The organism is Streptomyces sp. S4.7, from assembly GCF_010384365.1.
In the GTDB taxonomy this organism is placed as follows: domain Bacteria; phylum Actinomycetota; class Actinomycetes; order Streptomycetales; family Streptomycetaceae; genus Streptomyces.
Map to the genome: position 1 here is coordinate 184996 of NZ_CP048397.1, position 25658 is coordinate 210653.

19 protein-coding genes are annotated in these 25658 nt (G+C 72.8%); 10 read left to right on the plus strand and 9 right to left on the minus strand.

Annotation, left to right across the window (positions count from 1 at the left end):
• Nucleotides 1–74 precede the first annotated feature (74 nt).
• Nucleotides 75–968, plus strand: a complete 894-nt coding sequence (locus SSPS47_RS00870; RefSeq protein WP_164247689.1) for a S1 family peptidase — start codon at nt 75–77, stop codon at nt 966–968.
• A 156-nt stretch (nt 969–1124) separates the two neighbouring features.
• Here SSPS47_RS00870 and SSPS47_RS00875 read toward each other — a convergent pair whose 3' ends face one another.
• Together SSPS47_RS00875 and SSPS47_RS00880 are read right to left on the minus strand one after the other, a co-directional pair.
• Nucleotides 1125–3257: an MMPL family transporter gene (locus SSPS47_RS00875; protein ID WP_164247692.1), complete on the minus strand. Its 2133-nt coding sequence runs from the start codon at nt 3255–3257 to the stop codon at nt 1125–1127.
• Between the two features lie 109 nt (nt 3258–3366).
• Nucleotides 3367–3861 carry a MarR family transcriptional regulator gene (locus SSPS47_RS00880; RefSeq protein WP_239064718.1) on the minus strand — a complete coding sequence of 165 codons (495 nt, stop codon included), beginning with the start codon at nt 3859–3861 and terminating at the stop codon, nt 3367–3369.
• 347 nt (nt 3862–4208) lie between these two features.
• On the opposite strand from SSPS47_RS00880, the gene SSPS47_RS00885 reads away from it, so the two are divergent.
• Nucleotides 4209–5303, plus strand: a complete 1095-nt coding sequence (locus tag SSPS47_RS00885; protein ID WP_164247695.1) for a polyprenyl synthetase family protein — start codon at nt 4209–4211, stop codon at nt 5301–5303.
• A 242-nt stretch (nt 5304–5545) separates the two neighbouring features.
• Here the strand turns inward: SSPS47_RS00885 and SSPS47_RS00890 are convergent, their stop codons facing one another.
• Nucleotides 5546–7615 carry an FAD/NAD(P)-binding protein gene (locus SSPS47_RS00890; protein ID WP_164254322.1) on the minus strand — a complete coding sequence of 690 codons (2070 nt, stop codon included), beginning with the start codon at nt 7613–7615 and terminating at the stop codon, nt 5546–5548.
• Nucleotides 7616–8028: 413 nt separating this feature from the next.
• On the opposite strand from SSPS47_RS00890, the gene SSPS47_RS00895 reads away from it, so the two are divergent.
• The 8 genes from SSPS47_RS00895 to SSPS47_RS00930 all read left to right on the plus strand — a co-directional run bounded on the left by SSPS47_RS00895 (nt 8029) and on the right by SSPS47_RS00930 (nt 16464).
• Nucleotides 8029–8658: a hypothetical protein gene (locus SSPS47_RS00895; RefSeq protein WP_164247698.1), complete on the plus strand. Its 630-nt coding sequence runs from the start codon at nt 8029–8031 to the stop codon at nt 8656–8658.
• An 85-nt stretch (nt 8659–8743) separates the two neighbouring features.
• Nucleotides 8744–9751, plus strand: coding sequence for a mevalonate kinase (gene mvk / locus SSPS47_RS00900; protein WP_164247701.1), 1008 nt, complete (start codon nt 8744–8746; stop codon nt 9749–9751).
• Complete coding sequence (mvaD, locus tag SSPS47_RS00905) at nt 9741–10796, plus strand: diphosphomevalonate decarboxylase (protein ID WP_164247704.1); 1056 nt, start codon at nt 9741–9743, stop codon at nt 10794–10796. The genes mvk and mvaD overlap by 11 nt, the downstream gene beginning before the upstream one ends.
• A complete protein-coding gene (locus SSPS47_RS00910; RefSeq protein ID WP_164247707.1) occupies nt 10793–11917 on the plus strand; it encodes a phosphomevalonate kinase in 1125 nt (374 codons plus the stop codon). Before mvaD ends, SSPS47_RS00910 begins: the two co-directional genes overlap by 4 nt.
• Complete coding sequence (fni, locus tag SSPS47_RS00915) at nt 11914–13077, plus strand: type 2 isopentenyl-diphosphate Delta-isomerase (protein ID WP_164247710.1); 1164 nt, start codon at nt 11914–11916, stop codon at nt 13075–13077. The genes SSPS47_RS00910 and fni overlap by 4 nt, the downstream gene beginning before the upstream one ends.
• Nucleotides 13078–13091: 14 nt before the next feature.
• Nucleotides 13092–14153: a hydroxymethylglutaryl-CoA reductase gene (locus SSPS47_RS00920; RefSeq protein ID WP_147876078.1), complete on the plus strand. Its 1062-nt coding sequence runs from the start codon at nt 13092–13094 to the stop codon at nt 14151–14153.
• 2 nt (nt 14154–14155) lie between these two features.
• Nucleotides 14156–15325 carry a hydroxymethylglutaryl-CoA synthase gene (locus SSPS47_RS00925; RefSeq protein WP_164247712.1) on the plus strand — a complete coding sequence of 390 codons (1170 nt, stop codon included), beginning with the start codon at nt 14156–14158 and terminating at the stop codon, nt 15323–15325.
• Between the two features lie 155 nt (nt 15326–15480).
• On the plus strand, nt 15481–16464 hold the full coding sequence (locus SSPS47_RS00930; RefSeq protein WP_164247715.1) for a ketoacyl-ACP synthase III: 984 nt from the start codon (nt 15481–15483) through the stop codon (nt 16462–16464).
• Between the two features lie 121 nt (nt 16465–16585).
• Here the strand turns inward: SSPS47_RS00930 and SSPS47_RS36145 are convergent, their stop codons facing one another.
• From SSPS47_RS36145 to SSPS47_RS00960, 6 genes are all read right to left on the minus strand, one after another.
• Entirely contained in the window at nt 16586–16879 is a 294-nt protein-coding gene (locus SSPS47_RS36145; RefSeq protein ID WP_343234861.1) for a hypothetical protein, read from the minus strand.
• Nucleotides 16880–17032: 153 nt separating this feature from the next.
• Complete coding sequence (locus tag SSPS47_RS00940; protein ID WP_164247718.1) at nt 17033–20707, minus strand: condensation domain-containing protein; 3675 nt, start codon at nt 20705–20707, stop codon at nt 17033–17035.
• A gap of 443 nt (nt 20708–21150) precedes the next feature.
• Nucleotides 21151–21900 (minus strand): thioesterase domain-containing protein, encoded by a 750-nt coding sequence (locus SSPS47_RS00945; RefSeq protein ID WP_164247720.1) that lies wholly within the window; start codon nt 21898–21900, stop codon nt 21151–21153.
• Nucleotides 21901–22227: 327 nt separating this feature from the next.
• Nucleotides 22228–23049: an AfsR/SARP family transcriptional regulator gene (locus SSPS47_RS00950; RefSeq protein WP_164247723.1), complete on the minus strand. Its 822-nt coding sequence runs from the start codon at nt 23047–23049 to the stop codon at nt 22228–22230.
• Between the two features lie 212 nt (nt 23050–23261).
• Complete coding sequence (locus SSPS47_RS00955) at nt 23262–23975, minus strand: ScbR family autoregulator-binding transcription factor (RefSeq protein WP_164247726.1); 714 nt, start codon at nt 23973–23975, stop codon at nt 23262–23264.
• A gap of 752 nt (nt 23976–24727) precedes the next feature.
• Entirely contained in the window at nt 24728–25609 is an 882-nt protein-coding gene (locus SSPS47_RS00960) for an AfsR/SARP family transcriptional regulator (protein ID WP_147876085.1), read from the minus strand.
• Nucleotides 25610–25658 lie beyond the last annotated feature (49 nt).

A 25658-nucleotide genomic window follows, 5' to 3' on the forward strand; every position in this document is an offset into this window, starting at 1 on the left:
TCAGGGAGCTGCACGCACCGACTGCCCAACCCCACCCGATGGGCTGTCCATCCCCCATACCTACGGAGGATCTCGTGATCTTCAAGCGCTTCTCTCCCCTCGCCGGCACGTCCAGACGGGCTCGGCTCCTCGCCGTGACGTCCGGTCTGGTGACCGCCGTCGCGCTCGCGGCCCCCTCGGCCGTCGCCGCCCCGGCCCCCGAGGCCAAGGCGACCGCCTCGCAGCTCGCCGACGCCAGCTCCGCCGTTCTCGAAGCGGACGTGGCCGGCACCGCGTGGTACACCGACGCGAAGACCGGCAAGATCGTCGTGACCGCCGACAGCACCGTGTCGAAGGCCGAACTGGCCGAGGTCAAGAGCGCGCTGGCCGACTCCAAGGCCGACCTGACGGTCAACCGCACCGCCGGCAAGTTCACCCCGCTCATCGCCGGCGGCGAGGCCATCACGACCGGCGGCAGCCGCTGTTCGCTCGGCTTCAACGTGACGGTCGGCGGCGTGGCCCACGCGCTGACCGCCGGTCACTGCACCAACATCAGCGCCAGCTGGTCCATCGGCACGCGCACCGGCACCAGCTTCCCGACCAACGACTACGGCATCATCCGCCACTCCAACCCGTCGGCGGCGGACGGCCGGGTCTACCTGTACAACGGCACGTACCGGGACATCACCGGGGCCGCCAACGCCTCCGTCGGCCAGTCCGTGCAGCGCAGCGGCAGCACCACCGGTCTGCGCGGCGGCTCGGTCACCGGCCTCAACGCCACGGTCAACTACGGTTCCAGCGGCATCGTGTACGGCATGATCCAGACCAACGTCTGCGCCGAGCCCGGCGACAGCGGCGGCGCGCTCTTCTCCGGCAACACCGCGCTGGGCCTCACCTCCGGCGGCAGCGGCAACTGCTCCTCCGGCGGCACCACGTTCTACCAGCCCGTCACGGAGGCCCTGAGCGTCTACGGCGCCACGATCATCTAGTACCTCTCACGACCGGCGCTCCGGGGGTGGCCGACCGAACCCCCGGAGACCCGTGGAGTGACGTGCCACCGGCGGACCGCGCTCCACGCGCGGTCCGCCGTGCTCGTGCCCGCGGGTTGTCGTACCGGGCCTGTGGCACCGGGTCGGCCGTGGCCCTCAGTGTCCGGCGGCGGTCGGTCCGTTCCCCTGCCGCCGCTGCCCGGGGCCGCGGCTCAGGGCACCGGGCCACCAGGCCGTCGGGCCGATGTCCAGGACGAGCGCGGGCACCAGGAGGGATCTGACGACAATGGTGTCCAGGAGCACGCCGACGGCGACGATGAACGCGATCTGGACCAGGAAGGCCAGCGGGATGACGCCGAGGGCGGCGAAGGTGGCGGCGAGGACGATGCCCGCGGAGGTGATGACGCCGCCGGTCGCCGTGAGGCCGCGCAGGACCCCCTCACGTGTGCCGTGCTTGAGCGACTCCTCCCGGACGCGCGACATCAGGAAGATGTTGTAGTCCACGCCGAGCGCGACGAGGAAGACGAATCCGTAGAGCGGCACCGAGGCGTCGGTGCCGGAGAAGCCGAGTACGCCCTGGAAGACGAGTGCGGAGATGCCGAGCGTCGCCAGGAAGTTCAGTGCCACGGTCGCCACCAGGAGCACGGGCATCAGCAGGGAGCGCAGCAGCCCCATGAGAACGACCAGGATGATGGCCAGCACGACGGGCACGATCAGCATGCGGTCGCTCTCGGACGTTCGCTGGGTGTCGTAACTCTGGGCGGTGTAACCCCCGACCAGGGCGTCGGCCCCCGGGAGCGCGTGTACGGCTTCGCGCAGCCGGGCGACGGTCTCCTTGGCCGCGTCGCTGTCCGCCGGGGCTTCGAGTGTCGCGTTGATCCTGACCCTGCCGTCGGCTGTCTGCGGTGCTCCGACGCCCGGTCGCCCGGATTCCGTGACGGGCAGCGCGGTCTCCACGCCCTCGGTCCCACCGGCGGCCGAAGTGACCTGGTCGACCGTGTCCGCGTTGGCGATGACGACGGCCGGGTTGCCCGAACCGCCGGGAAAGTGCTCGCTCAATGCCGCCTGCGCGGCGACGGACGGCGCTTCGTTGACGAAGAGTTCGTCGAGCGGAACGCCCTTCGAGTCGAGGGTCGGCGCGAAGGCCGCACACGCGAGCAGTCCGGCGAGCGTGACGGCCCAGACCTTGCGGGGAGCGCGATCCACCAGGGCCGCGACCCGGGGCCACACGCCGCGACCGCTGTCGTCCTTCCCCGCGTGACCGGCCGGCTTCGGGCGAGCGGGCCAGTAGGCGCCGCGGCCGAGCAGTACCAGCACCGCGGGGAGGAACGTGAGCGTACTGAGGACCGCGCACACGATGCCGATGGCGCCGACCGGTCCCAGTGCGCGGTTGTTGGTCAGGTCGCTGAGCAGCAGCGCGATCAGGCCGAGGGCGACGGTGGCGGCGCTTGCCACGATCGTCCCCGCCGACTCCCGCAGTGCCGCGCGCATGGCCTTCACGCGGTCCTCCCGGCGCTCCAACTCCTCTCGGAAGCGGGCTGTGAGCAGGAGCGCGTAGTCCGTCGCGGCGCCGATCACCAGGATCGACAGGATCCCCTGCACCTGTCCGTCGACCCGCACGATGTCGCGCTCCGCCAGGGCGTACACCACGCCGCAGGCGAGGCCGAGCGCGAGGACGGCACCGACGATGATGACGAGGGGGAGGATGACGCTCCGGTAGACCAGGAGCAGGATGATCAGCACCGTCGCGAGGGCGACGCCGAGAAGCAGGCCGTCGATACCGGCGAACGCGTCGGACAGGTCGGCCTGGTTGGCCGCAGGACCGGCGATCCGCACGGTCGTGTCCGGCACTTGCTCCGCCGCCTCGCCGATCTTCCGCAGCACGGTGGGGAGTTGGTCGTCGAGGTCGGGCCGCAGTTGGACGACTCCCTGGAGTGCCCGCCCGTCCTTGGAGGGGATGGCCGCGGACGCGGTGCCCACGGTTCCGCTCACGTCCCCGAGCGAGGCCAGGGCGCCGGTCGCGGCTTCGCGCTGCGCGGCGGTCATCTCGCCGCCGTCCCCGGTCGTCCAGACGACGATGGCGGGGAGCGTCTCGTCCTGGCGGAAGGCCCGCTGCTCGTCGATGACCTTGGTGGACTCGGCGTTCCGCGGGAGGAAAGCCGCCTGGTCGTTGGTCGCGACCTCGCCGAGCTTGCCGGCGTAGGGACCGAGTGTCCCGCCGATCCCCAGCCAGGCGACGAGCAGTACTACGGGCACGAGCCATCGCGCGAGCCGTGTGGACGTGGACATTGCGCTCCCGGGTGCGAGGGTCGAGCGATACCTTGATCGCAGACTATCTCAATCATCAAGATACTTGGGGTCCGGCCCGGCCGAACGCGCACGGGCCGCCGGGCGGCGTTCAGGACTCCTGGCGGAGCTGACCCAGTTCGTCGTTCAGAGCGTCCAGGAAACGCAGCACCGTCGCGAGTTCGTCGCTGCTGAACTGCTCCTGGGCGTGGGCCGCCGCCTGGGCGAGCGGCATGAAATGGGCGCGGGCGACCGACCGGGCGTCCGGAAGGTAGTGCAGGTGCACCACGCGCCGGTCGGTGCTCTCGCGCGACCTGCGGATATGACCGGCCTTCTCCAGCCGGTCGAGGCATGCGGTGACCGCACCGGACGTCAGACCGAGATGCACACGCAAGCGGCCCGGCGTGATCGGCGTCTCGGAATCCAGGATCGCGGCCAGCGCCTGGAGGTCTGTGGCGTGCAGCCCCTGATCCGCGGTGAAACCGTGTGCGATGCGGTTGATCTCACCGTTCATTCTCCGCAGCCGGACGGCCAGGGCCTGCAGTTCCTGTCTGCGGGGCTCGACGCCGGGGTCCGCCGCCTGCTGGGTCTTTCTGGTACTCGCCACGCGTTCACCCTATGGGCAGGGGGTGAGGGCCCGCGGGTCCGCGTCGACGGCCGGGGGCGGGTGAGGTGGGGAGGGGCTGCGCCCGATGCGGACGGAGCGGACGGAGCTGACGGAGCCGGCCCGATCCGGCTCGACCGGACCTCAAGTCACCTGACCAATACTCCCGGAGTGTAGGGACCGCACGGACCCGCGTCCTCCACCACGTCTCCGTGTTCGTCGACCGGCGAGAAGATCCGCGAGTTCCGGTCGTACGACCGGTTCGAGTCCTGACCGAACCCGATACCGGCGTCCGGATCCGACAAGCACCGGGTCGGCTGATCCTCCGTCCGTCTCAGAGAAGGGACAGCATGACCAGCACCCGACCCCGCACCGGGGCCGCCGTCCGGGCCGATGCCGTCAATGCCGCGCTCCGACAGTTCCTCGGCGCCCGCCGAGCCGAGGCCGAGGCGATCAGTCCGGCGTACGCGGCCGCCGTAGCCGAGTTGGAGGGCTTCGTCCTGCGCGGCGGCAAGCGTGTGCGGCCGGCCTTCGCCTGGCTCGGCTGGATCGGCGCCGGGGGCGACGAGCACGGCGCCACCGCCGAGGCGGTCCTGCGCACCTGCTCCGCGCTGGAGTTGTTCCACGCGTACGGCCTGATCCACGACGACGTGATAGACGCGTCCCTGACGCGCCGTGGCTCCCCCTCCGCGCACATGCTGTTCGCCGGCCGGCACCGGGAGCGGTGCTGGTCCGGCGACCCGGAGCTGTTCGGCGTCGGCGCCGCGATCCTGATCGGAGACCTGGCCCAGGTCTGGGCCGACGACATGATCCGTACGTCCGGGCTGCCGGCGCGGGAGCTGGAGCGGGTGGCTCCGGTGTGGTCGGCCCTGCGCACCGAGGTCCTGTGCGGTCAGGTGCTCGACCTGACCGCCGAGGCATCGGGCGACGAGGACGTCCGCACCCCGGTGCTGGTCGACCAGTACAAGACCGCGTCCTACACGGTGGAGCGTCCGCTGCACATCGGCGCCGTGATCGCCGGCGCGGACGCCGAACTCGTCGCCGCCTACCGCACGTTCGGCGTCGACATCGGCGTCGCGTTCCAGCTGCGCGACGACCTCCTGGGGGTGTTCGGCGCCCCCGAGGAGACCGGCAAGCCGTCCGGCGACGACCTGGTCCAGGGCAAGCGGACCGTGCTCTTCGCCGCCGCGCTCGAAAACGCGGACGCGCAGGACCCGGACGCGGCGAAGTTCCTCAGGGCCAGGATCGGGACGCAGATCTCCGACGACGAACTCAGCACGATGCGCTCCATCATCACCGGCGTGGGAGCGGTGGACCACGTCGAGCGCGACATAGCCACCCGCACCGAGCGGGCGCTCGCGGCGCTGCGGGCGAGCAGCGCGGTCGACTACGCGAAGGACGAGCTGGCCGCCATGGCGATCAGCGCGACACAGCGGACCTCATGAGCGATCGCCGCCGACGGGGTTGCCGACCGGGTCGCTGACACCCGCGCCGACAGAGCCGGCCCTGGTCTCCGGGGCCGGCTCCGCGTGCTGCGCACCGATCACGAGCCGGCCCCGCCCCCGGTGACCGACGATGCCGTGAGTGGTCCCCCGAGCCGAGGCCCATGAGCGTCCGTGCGTGGCCGCGGGGTTCGGCCCGGTCCGTGGCGGCCCCGGGCACGGGTCGGGGCCGCCACGGCGGGGCGTCATGCGGGGAGGTCGGGTGTCCGGCCCCGGGCCGGGGGCCGGCACGGCGGCAGGGCGAGGACCGTCGCCGCGATGGCGTCGGAGTCCTCCAGGGTGACCGAGCCGACGCCGGGTCTGATGCCCGCCGCGGTCACCCAGTGCACCGACTCGGTCGGCACCCCGTAGGCGAAGCGGCGGGGATGGGGTACGCCCCGGGCGTCGATCAGGTGGTAGGGGCGCTCGGAGACGGCGAGGCCCCCGGTCTCGTGGTCCGCGGCGTCGTCGCCTACGTCCCCGGTGGTGCCGGTGCCGTTGTCTTTCCGGCCGTGGGGTACGCGGTAGGGGCGGCACTGCCCGGTGCTCAGCAGCCGGCCCATCAGCGGGTCCGCGGTGCGCCGCAGATCGATCTCGGGCAGGCGGGCCTCGATGAGAACCGTGGCCCGCACCCGTGCGCCCGTCTCGCTCGACGTACCGGTGAAACAGGGGCCGGCCGGGTCGTCGGCGTCGGCGGACACCCGCAGACCGGGGCCGGTCACGTCGAGGACGCCCGCGTCCATGAGCGCCGCCATCTCCTCGATGCGGGACGCCGGCGGGCCGATGGACAGATAGGCGTTGAGCGGTGTGTACCAGTGGTCGAGGTCACCGCGGTGGGAGGCGGCGCTCAGGCCGGCGTGGTCGACGGCCAGGCGCAGTTCGTTGCGCAGGTCCCGCAGGACGTCGAGTGCGGCCTTGACCGGTCCGCCGACGTTGCCCTGGCGGGCCAGGCGGACGTCGTCGTCGAGGTGGCCGCGCAGCCAGCGCCTGAAGGCGGCCGGGCCGGTGACGTCGCGGGGGACGTAGGGGCGGGCGACACGCTGCCAGTCCCAGCGTTCCGCCGGGTCGATCCCGGCCTCGTCGAGGAGCCGGTCCTCGGCCCGTCCCGACTCCGCGCGCAGATACCTTTCGGCGAACTCCTCGGTGGCCGGGCCGGGTTCGCCGCGCGCCGTGAGCAGCCCCGCGTAGTAGACACCGCGCACCTCCTTGGAGATCAGTGGCCACAGGTCGGCGGCGAAGTCGATGGCCGCGCCGCCGCGGTCCCGTCGGCCGCGCAGCGCGGCGATGTACTCGGCGGTCAGGAGCCGGGGGAAGTAGCGGCCGTGGGCGCCCTTCTCGTTTTCGCCGCGCGCCTGGTAGGGCACACCGCGGCGGGAGCCCGCGTACAGGCGCGGCTCGCGGCCCGAGGGCCGGTAGACCAGCCGGTCGCCGGTACGGGTGAAGACACCGCCGCGGCCCTGGGTGAACAGGGCCATGTAGTCGAAGAAGTTGAGTCCCAGCCCCCGCAGCAGCACGCTCTGTCCGGCCCGGATGCCCGAGAGATCGACATCGGCGGGGTTGGCGGGGGCCACGTACGTCAGCGCGTGCCGGGCGGCGAATCGGGCCAGTCGCCGTTCGGTGCCGGTGGGCCGGGCCGGCAGGTGGCCCTGGGCGAGGACGACGGCGGACAGTCCGGTCAGCCGGGTGCCGTCCTCCAGGGTGACGGTCTGCGGGGCGCCGGAGTCGGTGTCCCTGCCCGTGTCCGTGTCGGCGTCCTCCAGGGCGACGGCCCGTACGGGGTGGACGAGCACCGTCAGGTGGGCGGCGGCGTTGGCCACGACCTGGTCGAACGCCCAGCGCAGATAGGAGCCGTAGAGCGCGCGGGTGGGATAGGAGTCGGGGCCCAGCCGGCGCGCCTCGGCGATGACCTCTCCGTCGTGGGCGGTCTCCCGGCCCGCGTCGAGCGTGCCCGATTCCAGGGCCTTGGCCCACTGGTACAGGCTCGGCCCCTCCTCCATCGGACCGTCGATGCGCACGCTGGCGTCGGTGTAGACCGTCACCTGGCAGGCGACCGTGTTCATCAGCAGATGGCGGGACTGCGTCGGGCGCCACACCCGTCCCGCGCCCGCCGGGTCCGGATCGACGACATGCACGGTGACGGCGTCCCAGCGGGGCGACTTCCGTTCCTGCGCGCAGAGCCGTTCGAGTACGGACAGGCCCCGCGGGCCGGCGCCGACGAGGCACACCTCCAGACGGGCCGTGTCCGGGGCAGGCGGGGCGGATGCGCGGGACTCCAGGGGTCCGGGGAGAAGTGGTTCCTCCGGGGGAAACCGAGCGGCCGCCGTCACCGGCGGTCCTGCGGGGATTCCGACGTCTGCTGCGCCTTCTTCTCCGTGCGTACGGTCCACAGTTCCTCCTTCCTCGGTCACCGTCGGGGCAGGCGCTCAATCAGGGATCGGTTCCGGCTGGAAGCCGACTGGAGGCGCCGGGGTCGGAGCGGCTCCGGAGCCGGTGGCCGTGCCCGCGGCCCGGGGCCGCGCCCTCCACCAGCGGGCCCCGAACGCCGCTCTATCGGGACTCAAGTCCCCGGTCGGCTAATGGGACTGCCCGCGGGGCGCGACCCCGCCGGATCAGGGCACGGAACGGAATGTGGAGATCCATCTGACGTACAGCGGTTGCCGGGGGCGATCCGCCTCATGAAGGAGCTTCGATGACGTTTCACACCTGCCCCAGAGGTCACGCTCGCGAGAGCGTCAGCATCGCTGGGTCCGTGCTCTGCGGTACCTGCGCCGGACGCGTCGAGGGCCAGCTGCGCGCGCTTCCCGCTCTGCACCAGGAATGCCTGCACCAGGCTTCGCCGACCGTCAGGCGGACCAACCCGACGAAGGTCTCGTCCGGTCGCCGCCGGGATCACCTCAACGTCTCGGTGCTCGACACCCGTCACCGCGCGCTCACCATGCTCGAGTCGTGGTCGGGAATGGTCGTGGACAAGCTGGGGACCCCTCCCCCGCCGCGTACCGTGCCCCACCTGGCGCGGTTTCTGCTGCGCCATCTCAAGTGGCTCGCGGCCCAGCCCCCGGCGGCCGACTTCGCGGACGAGATCGAGGGACTCGTCGTCGAGCTGCGGCAGACCGTCGATCCCGCGCCGAGTGTTCCCCACGCCGTCATCAGGAAGTGCGTGGTGGACAACTGCGCCGGGACGATCAGCGCCCTGCCGCAGGGCGGCGGGAGTGCGGGGAGCAGGCACATCGCCTGCTCCGCCGGGCACTCCTGGGAGATGCGTGAGTGGCTCGGCCTCCGCAGGCTCATGAAGCGGCAGCGTGAAGGGGTCGACGGATGACCGGGTCCGGGTCCGAGTCCGGGTCCGGGTCACCGGCCGAGGCACGCGATGCCGCCATGAGAGATGACAGAGGGAGCTGGGTGCGTTGACCCTACCGATCGCAGCCGAGGGGTTGTCGGAGAGCCGCCGGGCCCGCTCGGTCGGCATCGGCCGCGCCCACGCCAAGGCCATCCTGCTGGGAGAGCACGCCGTCGTCTACGGGGCACCGGCGCTCGCACTGCCGGTTCCGCAGCTCACGGTCACGGCGAGCGCCGGGTGGTCCTCCGGCAGCTCCGGCGGCCGGGGCGGCCTGTCCTTCACGATGACCGGTTCCGCGTCGCGGGAGCTGGTGACACAGGCCTCCGACGGACTGCGACGGCTGACCGAGGAGTTCATCACGCGCATGGGCGTGCCGGGCGCGCCGGCCCTGGAGGTGATCCTGGACGGTGCGATCCCGCACGGCCGGGGGCTCGGATCCAGCGCGGCCGTCTCCCGTGCGGTCGTCCTCGCCCTCGCCGATCTGCTGGGCCGTGAACTGACCGAGAGCATGGCGTTCGACCTGGTGCAGACGGCCGAGAACGTGGCGCACGGCCGGGCCAGCGGGGTGGATGCCATGACGGTCGGCGCGTCGCGGCCGTTGCTGTTCCAGGCGGGCCGGGCGGAGGAACTGGCCGTCGGCTGCGACGGGTTGTTCATCATCGCCGACAGCGGCGTCCCCGGCAGCACCAAGGAAGCGGTCGGGCTGCTGCGTGCGGGATTCGGGCGCCGCGCCGGAGCGCAGGACAGGTTCGTCGGCCGGGCGTCCGAGCTGGCCGAGGCGGGCAGGCGGGCCCTCGCCGACGGCGACCCCGGGGAACTCGGCTCGTGCCTCACCGACTACCACGAACTGCTCCGCGCGGCCGGTCTCAGCACCGGGCCGATCGACACGCTGGTCGAGGCCGCGCTGAAGGCGGGCAGCCTCGGAGCCAAGATCACCGGGGGTGGCCTGGGCGGCTGCGTGATCACTCAGACCCGGCCCGAACAGGCCCGGCAGGTCACCCGGCAGCTGCACGAGGCCGGCGCCGTACAGACCTGGGTCGTACCGCTGAAGGGGCTCGACAACCATGCGCACTGAACACTCGACCGCACCTGTGGCGGGACCGTCCGGGCAGGGCGCCACGGGAAGCGCGACCGCCGTCGCGCACCCGAACATCGCCCTGATCAAGTACTGGGGCAAGCGCGACCAGCGTCTCGTACTGCCCTGGACGTCCAGCCTGTCGATGACACTCGACCTCTTCGCGACGACCACCCGGGTGCGGCTCGATCCCGGGGCCGGGCACGACACGGCGGCGCTGAACGGCGTACCCGCGACGGGCGAGACGCTGCGGCGTATCACCGCCTTCCTCCAGTTGGTGCGGGAGACGGCCGGCAGCGGCGTGAGGGCCGTCGTGGACACGGAGAACACCGTTCCCACCGGGGCGGGTCTGGCGTCCTCCGCCAGCGGGTTCGCCGCCCTCGCCGTGGCCGCCGCGGCCGCGTACGGGCTGGATCTCGACGCCACCGCGCTGTCCCGGCTGGCGCGGCGCGGATCCGGGTCCGCGTCGCGGTCGCTGTTCGGCGGCTTCGTCGTCTGGCACGCGGGCGCGGAGACCGGTACGGCGGCGGAGGCGGACCTCGGCTCGTACGCCGAGCCGGTGCCCGCCGCGGGCATCGACCCGGCGCTGGTCGTCGCCGTCGTCGACGCCGGGCCCAAGGAGGTCTCCAGCAGGGAGGCCATGCGCCGCACGGTCGACACGTCACCGCTGTTCCGGCCGTGGGCCGCTTCCAGCGAGGACGACCTGGCCGACATGCGGGCGGCCCTGCGGCGGGGCGACATCGACGCGGTGGGCGAGATCGCGGAGCGCAACGCGCTCGGCATGCACGCGACGATGCTCGCGGCCCGGCCCGCGGTGCGCTATCTGTCGTCGGCCACGGTCACCGTGCTCGACAGGGTGCTCCAGCTGCGGCGGGAGGGCATCGCGGCCTACTCGACCATGGACGCCGGGCCGAACGTGAAGGTGCTGTGCCGCCGCGCGGACGCGGAGCGGGTGGCCGGAGCCGTGCGCGACGCCGTCCCGGACGACACAGTCCTGGTGGCCGGACCGGGCCCCGGCGCCCGTCTGCTGGGCGAGGGCACATGACGGCGTCGCGTGGCACGGTCGTACGGCGCGCGCCGGGCAAGCTGTTCGTCGCGGGCGAGTACGCGGTGGTCGAGCCCGGCAACCCGGCGATCCTGGTCGCGGTCGACCGGCACGTCACCGTCACCGCCACCGCGGCACGGAGCGGCGCTGCCGATGTCGTGGTCTCCTCCGACCTCGGCGGGCGCTCGGTGGGCTGGCACTGGCACGACGGCCGGCTCGTCTTCCACGGCGCCGGCGACGGGCGACGGAGGCGCGAAACGCTGGCGCACGTCGTGTCGGCGATCGAGACGGTGGGCCGGCTGCTGGCCGAACGCGGCCTTCCGGTACCCCCGTTGGACATCTCGGTCAGCAGCCGGCTGCACGAGAACGGCAGGAAGTTCGGCCTGGGCTCCAGCGGCGCGGTGACCGTGGCCACCGTCGGGGCCGTCGCGGCCTTCTGCGGACTGCGACTGCCCCGGGAGGACCGGTTCCGGCTGGCCCTGCTCGCCACCGCGGAGCTCGATCCGAAGGGCTCCGGCGGTGATCTCGCCGCCAGTACGTGGGGCGGCTGGATCGAGTACCGGGCACCCGACCGGACCCATGTGCTCGACCTGGCCCGGCGTCTGGGGGTCGACGGGGCACTGCGCGCACCGTGGCCGGATCACGCGGTGCGCCGGCTGCCGCCGCCCGACGGCCTGTCACTGGAGGTCGGCTGGACGGGGAATCCCGCCTCCACCGCCTCCATGGTGTCGGCTCTGCACCGCCGCACCTGGCGGGGCACCGCATCGCACCAGAAGTTCGTGGAGACCACGAGCGACTGTGTGCGCTCCGCGGTCGCCGCCCTCGACACCGGCGACGGTCCGGGCCTGCTGCACCAGATCCGCCGGGCCCGGCAGGAGCTCGCGCGCCTGGACGACGAGGTCGGCCTCGGCATCTTCACACCCGCGCTGACGGCACTGTGCGACACCGCCGAGGCCGTCGGGGGCGCGGCCAAGCCCTCCGGGGCAGGAGGCGGCGACTGCGGCATCGCCCTGCTGGACGCCGGGGCCGCGCGGGAGATCACACATCTACGGCAACGGTGGGAGAGGGCCGGGGTGCTGCCCCTGCCCGTCCGTCCCGCCCTGGAAGGGACCGAGGAATGAGCGCTCAGCGCAAGGACGACCACGTCCGGCTCGCCATCGAGCAGCACCACGGGCACAGCGGGCACAACCAGTTCGACGAGGTGTCGTTCGTCCACCACGCCCTGGCCGGCATCGACCGGCCGGACGTGTCCCTGGCCACGGAGTTCGCCGGCATCGGCTGGCAGGTGCCGATCTACATCAACGCGATGACCGGCGGCAGCGTCAAGACCGGTGCCATCAACCGGGATCTGGCCACCGCCGCCCGCGAGACCGGGGTGCCCATCGCGTCGGGGTCCATGAACGCCTACCTCAAGGACCCCTCGTGCGCGGGCACGTTCCGCGTCCTGCGCGAGGAGAACCCGGACGGCTTCGTGATGGCGAACATCAACGCCACGACGTCGGTCGACAACGCGCGGCGCGCCGTCGACCTGCTGGAGGCCAACGCCCTTCAGATCCACATCAACACGGCGCAGGAGACGCCGATGCCGGAGGGCGACCGGTCGTTCTCCTCCTGGGGCCCGCAGATCGGGAAGATCGCCGCGGCGCTCGACATCCCGGTCATCGTCAAGGAGGTCGGCAACGGGCTCAGCCGTCAGACCCTCCTGACTCTCCAGGACCTGGGGGTGCGGGCGGCGGACGTCAGCGGCCGCGGCGGCACGGACTTCGCCCGGATCGAGAACGGCCGCCGGGAGCACGCCGACTACGCGTACCTGCGTGGCTGGGGACAGTCCACCGCCGCCTGTCTCCTGGACGCGCAGGGCCTGACCCTGCCCGTACTGGCCTCCGGTGGTGTGCGCCATCCGCTCGACGTGATGCGCGCGCTGGCACTCGGCGCCCGCGCGGTCGGCTCGTCCGCGGGATTCCTGCGCACGCTGCTCGACGGCGGTGTCCCGGCACTGGTCGAGCAGCTCACGGCGTGGCTGGACCAACTCGCCGCGCTGCAGACCATGCTCGGCGCGCGTACCCCCGCCGACCTCACCCGCTGCGACCTGCTGATCCGCGGCGAACTGCGTGACTTCTGCGCCAACCGGGGCATCGACCCGCGGCCACTGGCCCAGCGCTCCGGCTCCCGCCCCCGCTCCTTCCCGGGCCCGGACCTCGGCCCGGACTCCGTCTCCGTCCGGGACGCGGGCCGGGGCGCCGTCCCCGGCTTCGTCCCGGCGAGAAGCTCCACGCACTGAAGGGAAAGCACACGATGACCGACGCACACGCCATAGCCGGGGTCCCGATGCGGTGGGTGGGACCCGTGCGTATCTCGGGGAACGTCACCACCACCGAGACGCAGGTACCGCTCGCCACCTACGAGTCGCCGCTGTGGCCGTCCGTGGGCCGCGGGGCCAAGGTCTCCATGCTGGCCGAGCGCGGCATCGTCGCCACTCTGGTCGACGAGCGGATGACACGCTCGGTGCTGGTGGAGGCGACGGACGCGCAGACCGCGCTCATGGCCGCACGGAACATCGAGGCGCGGGAGGAGGAGCTGCGTGAACTGGTGCGCGGCTGCAGCAGGTTCGCCCGGCTGATCGGCGTGCGGCACGAGATCAACGCCAACCTGCTGTTCGTCCGGTTCGAGTTCGCCACCGGTGACGCCTCCGGGCACAACATGGCGACACTCGCCTCCGACGTCCTGCTGAAGCACCTGCTGGAGACCGTTCCGGGCATCTCCTACGGTTCGATCTCGGGGAACTACTGCACGGACAAGAAGGCCACCGCGATCAACGGGATTCTCGGGCGCGGCAAGAACGTGGTCACCGAACTCCTCGTACCGCGCGAGGTGGTGAGCGAAGTCCTGCACACGACGGCCGCACGGATCGTCGAGCTGAACATCCGCAAGAACCTCCTCGGCACCCTGCTCGCCGGCGGCATCCGTTCGGCCAACGCCCACTTCGCGAACATGCTGCTCGGCTTCTACCTGGCCACGGGCCAGGACGCGGCCAACATCATCGAGGGCTCGCAGGGCGTCACCATGGCCGAGGACCGGGACGGCGACCTCTACTTCGCCTGCACACTGCCCAACCTGATCGTGGGCACCGTCGGCAACGGCAAGGGCCTCGGCTTCGTGGAGACGAACCTGACCCGGCTCGGCTGCCGGGAGGACCGCGAACCGGGGGACAACGCCCGCCGGCTGGCGGTCATCGCGGCGGCCACGGTGCTGTGCGGTGAACTCTCGCTGCTCGCGGCGCAGACCAACCCCGGTGAACTCATGCGCGCGCACATCCAGCTGGAACGCGACAACACGACCGCAAAGGTGGGTGCATAGGCATGTCCCTGTCCATCGGAATCCACGACCTGTCGTTCGCGACAACCGAGTTCGTCCTGCCGCACACGGCACTCGCCGCGTACAACGGCACCGACATCGGCAAGTACCACATCGGCATCGGCCAGGAGTCGATGAGCGTACCGGCCGCCGACGAGGACATCGTGACCATGGCCGCGACCGCGGCGGCGCCGCTCGTCGCACGGCACGGCGCGAGCCGGATACGGACGGTCGTGTTCGCGACGGAGTCGTCGATCGACCAGGCCAAGTCGGCGGGGGTGTACGTGCATTCGCTGCTCGGGCTCCAGTCGGCCTGCCGGGTCGTGGAGCTGAAGCAGGCGTGCTACGGGGCGACGGCGGCCCTGCAGTTCGCCATCGGGCTGGTGCGGCGCGACCCCGCCCAGCAGGTCCTCGTCATCGCCAGCGACGTCTCCAAGTACGAGCTGGACAGTCCGGGTGAGGCGACGCAGGGCGCCGCCGCGGTGGCCATGCTGGTGGGCGCGGATCCCGCCCTGGTGCGCATCGAGGAGCCGTCGGGCCTGTACACCGCCGACGTCATGGACTTCTGGCGGCCCAACTACCGCGAGACCGCGCTGGTCGACGGGCAGGAGTCCATCAACGCCTACCTCCAGGCCCTCGAAGGCGCCTGGAAGGACTACGCGCAGCAGGACGGCCGAGCGCTGGAGGAGTTCGCCGCGTTCATCTACCACCAGCCGTTCACGAAGATGGCCTACAAGGCGCACCGGCACCTGCTGAACTTCTGCGGGCACGCCGCCGGCCAGGACGCGGTGGCCGAAGCCCTCGGCCGGACCACCGCGTACAACACGGTCATCGGCAACAGCTACACCGCGTCGGTGTATCTCGGCCTGGCCGCGCTGCTCGACCAGGCGGACGACCTGACCGGCCGGGCCGTCGGCTTCCTGAGCTACGGGTCCGGCAGTGTGGCCGAGCTGTTCTCCGGGACCGTCGTCGCCGGGTACCGCGAGCGTCTGCGGACCGGGGCCAACCGGGAGGCGATCGACCGGCGCAGGACCCTGGACTACGCCGGCTACCGCGAACTGCACGAGCGGTCCCTCCCGGCCGACGGCGGCGACCACCGGACCCCGGCGCAGACCACCGGACCCTTCCGGCTGGCCGGGATCAGCGGCCACAAACGTCTCTACGAGGGGCGCTGACGATGCCTCGTCCCGGACCCGTGAGTGCGCGGGCGGCCTCCGCGCGCGTACGGCCCGTCTTCCCCCCCGGCATGCGGTGCGCCACCGGGAGTGGCGCACCGCATGCCGGGCGTTCGCACGCCCATGTCAGGACCACTTGAGGGGAGGGCGGCCGCATGAGCGACGTCACCATCCACGTTCTCGGTACGGGTGCCTACGTACCGGAACGGATCGTCTCCAACGATGAGGTCGGCGCACCGGCCGGGGTCGACGACGACTGGATCACGCGCAAGACCGCGATCCGCGAGCGGCGCTGGGCCGCCGACGGCCAGGCCACCTCGGACCTGGCCACCGCCGCGGGGCTGGCGGCACTGAAGTGCGCAGGCATCTCCCCGGAGCAGCTGACCGTGATCGCGGTCGCCACCTCGACGCCGGACCAGCCGCAGCCGCCCACGGCGGCCTATGTCCAGCACCACCTCGGTGCGGCCGGCACGGCGGCGTTCGACGTCAACGCGGTCTGCTCGGGCACGGTGTTCGCGCTGTCCTCGGTGGCGGGCACTCTGGTGCACCGGGGCGGCTACGCGCTGGTCATAGGCGCCGACGTCTACTCACGCATCCTCGATCCGGCCGACCGCAGGACGGTCGTGCTGTTCGGGGACGGGGCGGGCGCGATGGTCCTCGGGCCGACCGGCAAGGGCCCGGTCGTCCGGCGGGTCGCGCTGCACACCTTCGGCGACCTCACCGGACTGATCGGAGTGCCCGCGGGCGGCAGCCGGCGCCCCCTCGACGCGGCCGGACTCGGCGCCGGTCTCCAGTACTTCGCGATGGACGGGCGCGAGGTGCGCCGCTTCGTGGTGGAACAACTGCCGCAGCTGACCAAGGGGTTCCTCCACGAGGCGGGTGTCGAGGCCACCGACATCAGCCACTTCGTGCCGCACCAGGCCAACGGGGTGATGCTCGACACCGTTTTCGAGGAGCTGCACCTGCCGCGGGCCACCATGCACCGCACGGTCGAGACGTACGGCAACACCGGAGCGGCCTCCATCCCGATCACGATGGACGCGGCCGTCCGCTCCGGTTCCTTCCGGCCGGGCGAGCTGGTCCTGCTGGCCGGCTTCGGCGGTGGCATGTCCGCGAGTTTCGCCCTGATCCAGTGGTAGCGGCCCGCGAGCGGCGGACTGGCGGCGGCGCGCTGTAGGGAACGTGCGGGGGTGGCGGCGGGGCCCCGGTACGGGTGACCCGTACGCTCACCCCACCGCTGCTGCCTGGCATCCAGGCGTGTCAGGACAGCGGCCAGCCGCGCAGTGCTGCGTCGGTCATCTCCTGGAGTTCGTCGCGGCCGACACCGCTCGCGGCCTGTACGGCGATGCCGAACGCCAGGGTGGTGACACAGCGGGCCGGCAGCCCCGGATCGGCCCGCGGCGGCAGGCCGCCGCAACGGCCGGAGTCCAGCCTGCCGTTGGCGCTCTGCTCCGCGTCCGAGTCGGCCGCCACCATGCTCACGGTCCGGTACGCCAAGTCCCAGCCGGGCATCAAGTCCAACGCCGTCGAGCCCGGCCCCACCGCCACCGACATGACCGCGGCCTTCGGAATCGGCAGGCCGCCTCAGGACAGTGCACGCGGTCGTCGTGCGGACGGCGACTCCCGGCGCGGACGGCCCGACGGGAACCCTCCGGGACGAGAACGGGGAACTGCCCTGGTAGGCGCGGGAGAACTGCCCCCCGACGGTCACTGCTGTTCCGTCACCGGATCCGCCTCCGCCTCCCTGCGTGCCGCCGGGGCCGGGCCCTCCGGGACGCCGGCGTCCCGGAGGGCCCGGGCCAGATCGCGGGCGCGTTCCTGCTCGTCCCGCGCCCTGTCGGCGAGCACCACCCGCGGCGGCCGACCGCCGTCCTCCGCGATGTGCCGGGCGAGGTCGCAGGCGAGCGCGCCGGCCCCGGAGTAACCGCCCAGCAGCAAGGAACGGCCCGCGGCGTACGAGGCCAGGGCGTCGCGCGCGCCGTCGGCGCCGGTGCGCAGCACCAGTAGTTCCTGGGGCCCGGGGTAGAGGTCGGACAGCAGGTCGTAGCAGGTGGCGGGCGCGCCCGGGGGCGGTATGAGACAGATGGTGCCCGCCCGCTCGTGCCCCGCCGCCCGCAGCGTGACCAGCGGGCCGACCCGCCTGGCCGCGACGCCCACGCCCGGGTGCGGTACGGCGCTGTCCTCCAGGATTCCGAGGACTTCGCCGACGGTCGTGTGCTCGCCCGCCGACAGGGAGAGAGTGCGCAGCAGCATGGCGCTCTGGGCGAGCAGTTCGGCGGCCGCGTCCGCGTTGAACAGGGCCCGGTCGTACACGCCCGTCAGGACCAGGCCGCCCGCGCTGTCGTGGTGGGCGAGCAGTCCGACGGGCGGCGCGCAGCGGGCCGGGACGGTGACGGGGAACTCGGCCTTGATGCCGTGGACGGCGAGTTCGGCCTCCAGGCCGTCCACCGGGTGCGGCGAGTCCTCGAAGACGACGACGGTGTCCGTGCATCCCGTGTCGCGGGATCCGCGCCCGTCCCAGGCGTGGATCCAGTCGCCGGGAACCCACTCGTAGGCGGCCAGGTCGAGGGCGCGCTCGCGCAGTTGCCGCAGCAGGTCGGGCAGGGTGGCCGCCGGGTCGACGTCGACGTGCATGGGCAGCGGGTTGCGCAGCGGGCCCGGCATCAGGGCGGCGCCGTCGAAGAGCACGCCTCTTCCCGAGACGGTCACCGTGAAGCGGACGGGGGCCGACGCGGTGGCGCCGGAGCCCCAGTGGATCAGCAGGGCCCAGACGGCCTGCAGCACGCTGCTCTCGGCGATACCCCAGGTGGCCGCCCAGCGCGTGAGGCGGGTGGTCTCGACGGAGTCCAGGCGCAGCCGGGTGTGACCGGTGCCGGTCAGGCCGGTGGGTCCGGCGGGCCGTCCCGGCCAGGAGGCCGCGCCGTCGGGCGGCGTACGGCCCGCCCAGAGGTCCTGGGCGGGACGGGGGTCCTGGGCGGCGGCCCAGGTGGTGTAGTCGCGCAGGTCGGGGCGGCGCTCACCACCGGGCAGAGTGCCACCGGCGAGATAGGCGCGGTAGAACTCGCGCAACAGGATGTTCGCGCTGCGGCTGTCGAGCAGGGCCCGGTGGTAGGTGACCAGGATCCAGATGGGTTCCTCGGGCGGGGCGGGCTCCCGCTCCAGCAGCGTCAGGCGCAGCGCGCCGGGGCGGCGCAGTTGGAAGCCGCGCAGCCGGTCCTGCTCCAGGAGGGCGGACCAGTCGCCGTCGCGGAAGGTCCGGCGGGCGATGTCGGGCGTGACCCGCTCGTGGACCACCAGCCGCGGTTCATCGTCGTCGGTGAACGCGGTGCGCAGGACGGTCTCGCAGTCCAGGACCGACTGCCAGGAGGCGGTGAAGCGCGCGGTGTCGAGCGGGCCGTGCCAGATCCAGACGAGTTGCTCGACGTGGCGTCCGGTGCCGGGCCGCGTGTCACCTCCCGCGTGCAGCGCTGCCTGCTGGGGGGTGGCCCGGAAGGCGGGCAGGACGCGGGCGGCGGGTGAGTCCGCCAACTCCGCCAGCAGCTTCCGCAGTTGGCGGGCGAGGGCGTGGACGGAGGTGTCGGTGACGCCCTCGTCGGGGTCGGTGGTCCAGTTGAGGTCGACGTACAGCCTGCCGTCGCGGACATGTGCGCGTACCTCGACGCGGTGGGTGGGCGGGGCGGAGCCGGGCGGCGGGTCGCCGAGGAGCAGACAGGTCTGTGCGGGTGGCATCTCGCGCAGCGCGCGGTGCGTCTGCGGGTCGGGGCTCCACTCACGGCAGGCCCCGAAGCCGGCGCCGGCGCCGGCCCGGCCGGCACAGGCGGCCAGGGAGTCCACGAGTGCCGTCAGCCGGCCGAGGGGGCCGAGGCCGGTGTCGAGGGTGAGCTGGACCGGGTACGGCTCGGCGAGCCGTCCGACGTGCCGCCGCAGACCGTGGCGGCCCGCCCGCGGATCGCCGAGTACGTCGAAGCCGACGGACCCGGATCCCTGCCGGTGGCCGAGGGCCAGGGCGAACACACCGATCAGCACCTCCCCGGTGGTCAACGCGAGCCGCCGGGCCAGTCCATGGGTGATCCGCTCGGTGATCTCCTCCGCCAGGACGAACCCGGCACGCCGCCGCACCTCGTCGGGGACGGCGCGCGGCGTGTCGCCCGGTTCGGACACCGGGGCGGCGCCGGACGCACCACCGCGGACGGGCGACGCGGCAGCATCGGGACGTTGCCCCAAAGCGGGTAACGGGGCGGGCTCGGAGGGATCACCCGACGCGAACACCGGTGCGGCACCGGGCCTTTCATCCGGTGCGGGGAGCGGGGTGGCACTGGGCGCATCGCCCGGTGCGGGAGATGGAGCCACGCCCAAGGCGTCGTCTCGTGCGACCACCGGGGCGGCGCCGGACGCTTCACCGCGCCCGGACGACGGGGCGGCGTCGTACGCATCACCCCGTCCAGACGCGGGGTCGGCGGCGGACGTATCGCCTTGCCCGGGCGTACCGGTGGGCAGGGCACGCGCGGTCTCACGGGATCTGCGCCCCGCGACTTGGGTCCAGTGCCGTGCTTCGGCGGTGTCACCGGCCAGCTCCCGCAGTTCGGCGAGCCAGTCGGTCAGTGCGTCGTCGCGTACGGGCTGCGGGCCACCGGTCGCCGTGCCGAGGGCGGCGGTCAGGTCGTCGAGCAGGATGCGCCGGGACGCGGTGTCCACGGCGAGTTCGTGGACGACCAGGGCGAGCCGGTCGGCACGCGGTCCGGCTGTACGGCGGTCCCTGGCGAGCACGGCCCGCAGCTGTGTCCCGGTGTGCGCGTCGAGCGTGCCGCCGGCCGATTCCAGCAGTGCGGCGTATCCGGCCTCGTCGGTGAACTCCCCCTCCGCCAGCGGATCCTGGCCGCCCGCGCTCGCGTCCGCGGCCCGCGCGGTGCGCCAGCCGTCCGTGGCGTCGAGGCGCGAGCGCAGTTGCGGGTGGGCGGCCACGACGTTCCGCAGCGCCTCGCGCAGCGCAGCCGTGTCCGGCACGGGCACCGGTTCGAGCAGCAGTACTTCGTAGCGGCGTTCGCCGGGGCGGGCGAGGGCCGCGCGCTGGGCGGGCGTCAGGGGGCGGTCGGCGGGCGGCGGCTGGGTGAGCCGGTCGGCGACGCGGCCCGCGATGAACGCGGCCGGTGCTCCGTGCGGTTCGGAGAACCGCAGGGTGTGGTGGTCGGGGCCGTGCCTCAGGAGCCGGTGCCGCCAGGCGGGCCGGCCCGCGTCCTCGGCGGTCAGCTCGCCCAGGAGGCGTTCGAGCGCCGCGGCGTCGAGCGGGCCGTGCAACTCGACGTCCCAGGGCGCGGGGTAAGGAGGCCGCCCGGGGTCGACGACCACGGATATCGGAGCGTGCGGGAAGTGGTGAGCAGTCATGGTGTCCGGGGGTGTGTGGTCAGCCGCGCGTGGCCGGGTCCCCGTCTCTCCCTTCTGCGAGCGCGAAAAGAGCGTGCGGGGAACGTGAACCGCCCGGGGCACCGTGCTCCGGACGGGTGCCGTGCGAGCGCGTGGGCCGGGGACGTACGGGCGTACGAACAGGCGCGGCCGTCCCGGCTACCGCCCAACTGCCTCTCCCCCATTGACAGCCCCCTGCCCTGCCGATGCCGACGACGGTCGGCGAGCACTACGTTACGGGCAGTACGCGCCCCAAGTCCGGTTCTCCGAGCAGGTATACAGCCGGGTGCGAGCAGTGCCCGAGCGCCACCGACGCCCGCGTACGCGTACAAGTGCCCGGCGGGGCAAGGGAAACCAAGGTCCGGGGCGGTGCCGGCAGAGAGGAGAGAGGGCGGCCCGCGACGGGTGCCCGGCGCTCGACGGGGTCAGCCGACGGGCGCGGACTCCGGGAGGAGGCGGCGGGCGACGCGGCAGGCCCGGCCCAGCAGTTGAGGGAGTTCACCGCTCCCGCGGGCGAGGAGCCGGCCGGGGACGGTCCGCGATCGTACCGGCCCCAGCGTCCACCGGCGCCAGTCGTCGGCAGCGTCGACCGCGGCCGGCGGATCGTCCTCGGAGGCGACGACGAGCACCGGGGTGGTGAGCGGTCCGGCCCGCCAGGGTCTGCCGGCCGCCTCGCGCAGGTCCTGGGCCAGCTCCAGGTCCGCGCGGAGCACCGGCAGTACGGCCCGCAGCATGATCCCCTCGTCGCTGCCGGGCGGCACGACTCGCCCGCCGCCGAGGACATGCAGCAGGTCGGTGTCCGTCGCCCGGCGGACGTCCGGCAGCTCTGCGGGCGGGAGGGGCGGGGGCCAGGCGCCGACGCCGAGGAACACCGGGCCCGGCAGGCCCTTCTCGTGCAGGGCACGGACCACGGTGAGCGCCGCCAGCGAGCCGAGTCCGTGCCCGTACAGGGCGTACGGGCCGGGGCGGGGGACCGTGAACAGCGGCAGCACCTCGGCGAGAAGCCCCGTGCGCGTGGTCAACCGGGGCTCGGTACGCCGCTGGGTACAACCCGGCAGAAGGACCGGGACCGGCTCCACACCGGGTCCCACGTCCGCCGCCCAGTCGCCGAAGGCGAAGACGCCCTCGGCGGAGTGTCCGAAGCAGTACAACCGAACCGGCCGGTCGACCGACATGTGCGCCCCCTGTTCCGCGTCCGCTCCTGGTACCGCCCGGGGCGGAGATTCGATGATTGCCGGGCCGGCTCGAACGCGGCTGGAGACCTGGCCGAGACCGCGGCTCCGAGCACACGGCCCGCGGCCAGGTCCTGACCGCTGGATATCTCCGGGGAGCCGCCCCGGTGGTGTGCGCGGGTACGCCGCGAGGCGCGGGACCGTCCCCCGTACGGCCCTGCCCCCGGTGTCCCCACGAACGTTGCCGACGAGGTGGAATCCGAACCGGGCGACCCCGGGTCCTCGCCACGGCTGTCCCGGGATCGTGACGATCCGCCGGACGGCTACTAGCTAGGCGGCGTACCGGTCGAAGGTGGAGCCGCGGCGCAGGCCGGCCACCACGTCGAGTTCGGGATCGACCGCGAGCATCGCCTGGTGCAGGCGCTGGAGTTGGGTTGAGGGCTCCACCCCGAGTTCCTCTATCAGCCCCTCCCGCAGTCTCCGGTACACGTTCAGGGCGCCGGCCTGCCGCCCGGACCGGTACAGCGCCACCATCGCCTGCGCGTGCAGGCCTTCGTGCTGGGGGTGACGGGCGATCAGGTCGACCAGTTCGGCGACGAGTTCGGCGTGCCGGCCGAGCCGCAGATCGGCGTCGATACGCCGCTCGGTGGTCATCAGCCGGGACTCCTCCAGCCGCGTGACCTCAATGTCCAGGACCGGGCCGAGCCGTACGTCGACCAGCGCGGGCCCCTGCCACAGGGCGAGGGCCTGCCGGAAACTACGGGCGGCCCGCCGGTCGTCCCCCGACTCGAAGGCTTCCTGGCCCTCGGCGACCAGGCGTTCGTAGGTGTAGACGTCCACGGACTCCGGCGGGATGCGCAGCAGGTAACCGCCGTGCCGAGTGGCCAGAACGTTCTTCGCCCCGCCCGGGACGCCGGGCCCCATCGCGGAGCCGAGGCAGCGGCGCAGTTGCATGATGTACGTCTGGAGCGTGGTCATCGCGCTCTGCGGCAGCTCCGTCCCCCAGATCTCCTCCATCAGCGTCGACACCGGCAGGACGCGGCTCGGGTACAACGCCAGAAGGGCGAGAACCTGTCGTGGCTTTCCGGCGGTCGGGACGATCGAGTCCCCGTTCTCGGCGGCACTCAGCGGGCCTAAAACCTGAATCTCCATTGCTCTCCCCGTTCGTCGTCGGGTACTCCCGATGGCGGAAATTCGTCGGCGAACCAGCACGCTAACCCCACGCGCACCGGAGGCACCGGTTCCTTCAGCGGCACTTGAGTAATCCTCCAACCGCAGTTAAACGGGGAGTGCGAACCACGCAAGCAGAAGACAAACCCGTGGACATACCGCGAACGCCCTTGTACACACGGGCACCGACCGTGCTAATGCCCGAAGGTCCCCCATGCCTGCTCCGGTGCGGATGCGGGTGCGGGTGTGAGCTCCGGCTCGGGTACGAGGGAGGGCTCGGGCGCGGCGGCCGGCGGCCGGGAGCCGGCGCAGAGCAGGGTGCCCAGGTCCCGCCGGTCGGCGAGGAGCGGCAGCAGCAACTCCCAGGAGCGGGTGATGTTCTGCCGGGACAGCCAGGACGCGTCCCTGCCGCCCAGCACTTCGAAGCCCGTGGTCGCGGCGACGATGACACGAGCGGCGACGGTCCAGGGCACCCCCCGCGCGAGCGCGCCGCTGCTCTCGGCCCGGCACAGGCTGTCCTCGACCCAGCGCTGCCACTCCTTGTGCAGCGGGGACACGGCACGGCGAGCGATGTCACCGGCGAGCCCGAAGCCCCCGCGGACCACGACGTCCTGAGCGAGGGCGGCCATCAGCTCGTGCGTGGCGTCCACCACCGCTTGCAGGGAGTCGCCCTGCCGGGCCCGCGCCGACTCGGTGAGCCGGCGGACGGTCTCGGCGGCCTCCGCCTCGACCGCCTCGGCGAGCACGCCCTTGTTCGCGAAGTGGAAGTGCAGCGCCCCGTTGCTGACACCGGCCCGTTTGCTGATGACCGTCAGCGACGCGGGGACGAAACCCACCTCGGCGAACGTCTCGGCCGCGGCCCGTATCAGCGAACGCCGCGTGCGGGCGGCCCGCTCCTGTCTGACCATGCTCTGCCTCCTGGGCAACAGGCACTGAGGGGTGCCGCGCCCTGCGGGACCGCAGGCCGGCGCGGGTGCCACGCGGCGCCACTCACGGCGCCACCGGCCGCATTCGCGGTCGGCAGGGTCACGCGGAACAGACTAACAAACCGCTTGAGCGGTTTCATATACGAGGGCTGTGAACATCATTGATCATCACCGCCCACCGGACACGGGCGGACCGGCACCCACGACGGGCACGGACGCGGGTACAGGTGGGCCGAACGCGCGGCGCAGGGAAGGGGCGCGGGGCGACCGCCGCAGCGGAGACCGGAGCGGAGCCGGCGCAGGGCGGAAGTTCGCCGTGGTGGGACTTGTCTGTCGTCACATCACTGCGATGCGCGGCCGCATACCGCGGGCGGGGGCTTCATGTGTGCGCTCCTGGCCGGGGCCGTGCCCGCAGGGCTGTGGGGCGCCCTGCGGAGGCCGGGGAGGAGTCGGGCCACGCCCAAGTCCAGGGACCGGACGGACTCCCGGGTCACGCCGCCGCGGCTCGGACCCTTGGCCGGGACGGCCGAAGCGAGGGGCGGAGTGGGCGGGCGGCCGAAGGAGACGACGCCGGCCGTGGCAGGAGCGAGGTCGGAGTCGGCGTCGACGGCACAGCGGCCGTCACGAGATCGTGCGAGTGGTCCCCCTGGGACCCGGGCGGGTCGGCTTCCGGAAGGCGACCGGACCGGACCGTTCCCGGCAGACCCACGCCTTTCGGGGCCGTCGTGTTTTCGTCAGTTGACGCGTAAGGAGTTCGTACTGCCGCCCTTGCGGGGTCCGGGGACAGGAGCCACGGCGGGCGTCTGCTGCTCCGCCAGTGGGGTCTCCGGTGCGGCGGTCAGGATGGACTGCTGGAGCTGGCGCAGCCGCGACGAGGGCTCCAGCCCCAGGTCCCGTACCAGGGTGCCGCGCAGTCGGTGGTAGACGTCCAGGGCCTCGCCGCGCCGGCCCGAACGGTGCAGCGCCAGCATGAACTGGGCGTGCAGATTCTCGTGAGTGCTGTAGCGACTGGTCAGCACGGTGAGTTCCGCCAGCAGTTCGCGGTGCCGGCCGAGCCGGAGATCGGCCTCGATGCGCTGGTCGAGGGCGCACAGCCGGCCCTCCTCCAGCCGCCTGGCCTCCATCTCCAACTGCGCACCGGTCTGCACGTCGGCGAAGGCGGAGCCGGTCCACAGGGCAAGCGCCTCGCGCAGCAGCCGCGAGGCACCCTGGAAGTCCCCCTGGTCGATCGCGCGGTAGCCCATGCCCGCGAGGCGTTCGAACTCACGGACGTCACTGCTGCCCTCGCCCAGAACGAGCATGTACCCGCCGGGCGAGGTGACCAGGACGTCCTTGGCCCTGCGCCGCGAGGGCGAGCCCGAATCGACGCCGGGCTCCTGCCGGTCCAGCGCGAGCGCGATGAGGTCGCGCAGTTGCAGCACATAGGTCTGCAGCGTGGTGCGAGCACTGCGCGGTGGCTTGCCCGCCCACAGCTCGTCGATGAGGGCGGAGACCGGCACCACCCGGTCGGCATGCAGCGCCAGCAGGGCGAGCACCTGCCGGGGCTTCGGCGCGGTGGGGGCGACGGACACCCCGTTCTCTCTGACGTCCAATACGCCCAATACGTCGATCCGCACGCCGTTGCCCCCTAGTTGAGTGTGCAGTCATCCGGCACCTCACGAGTAC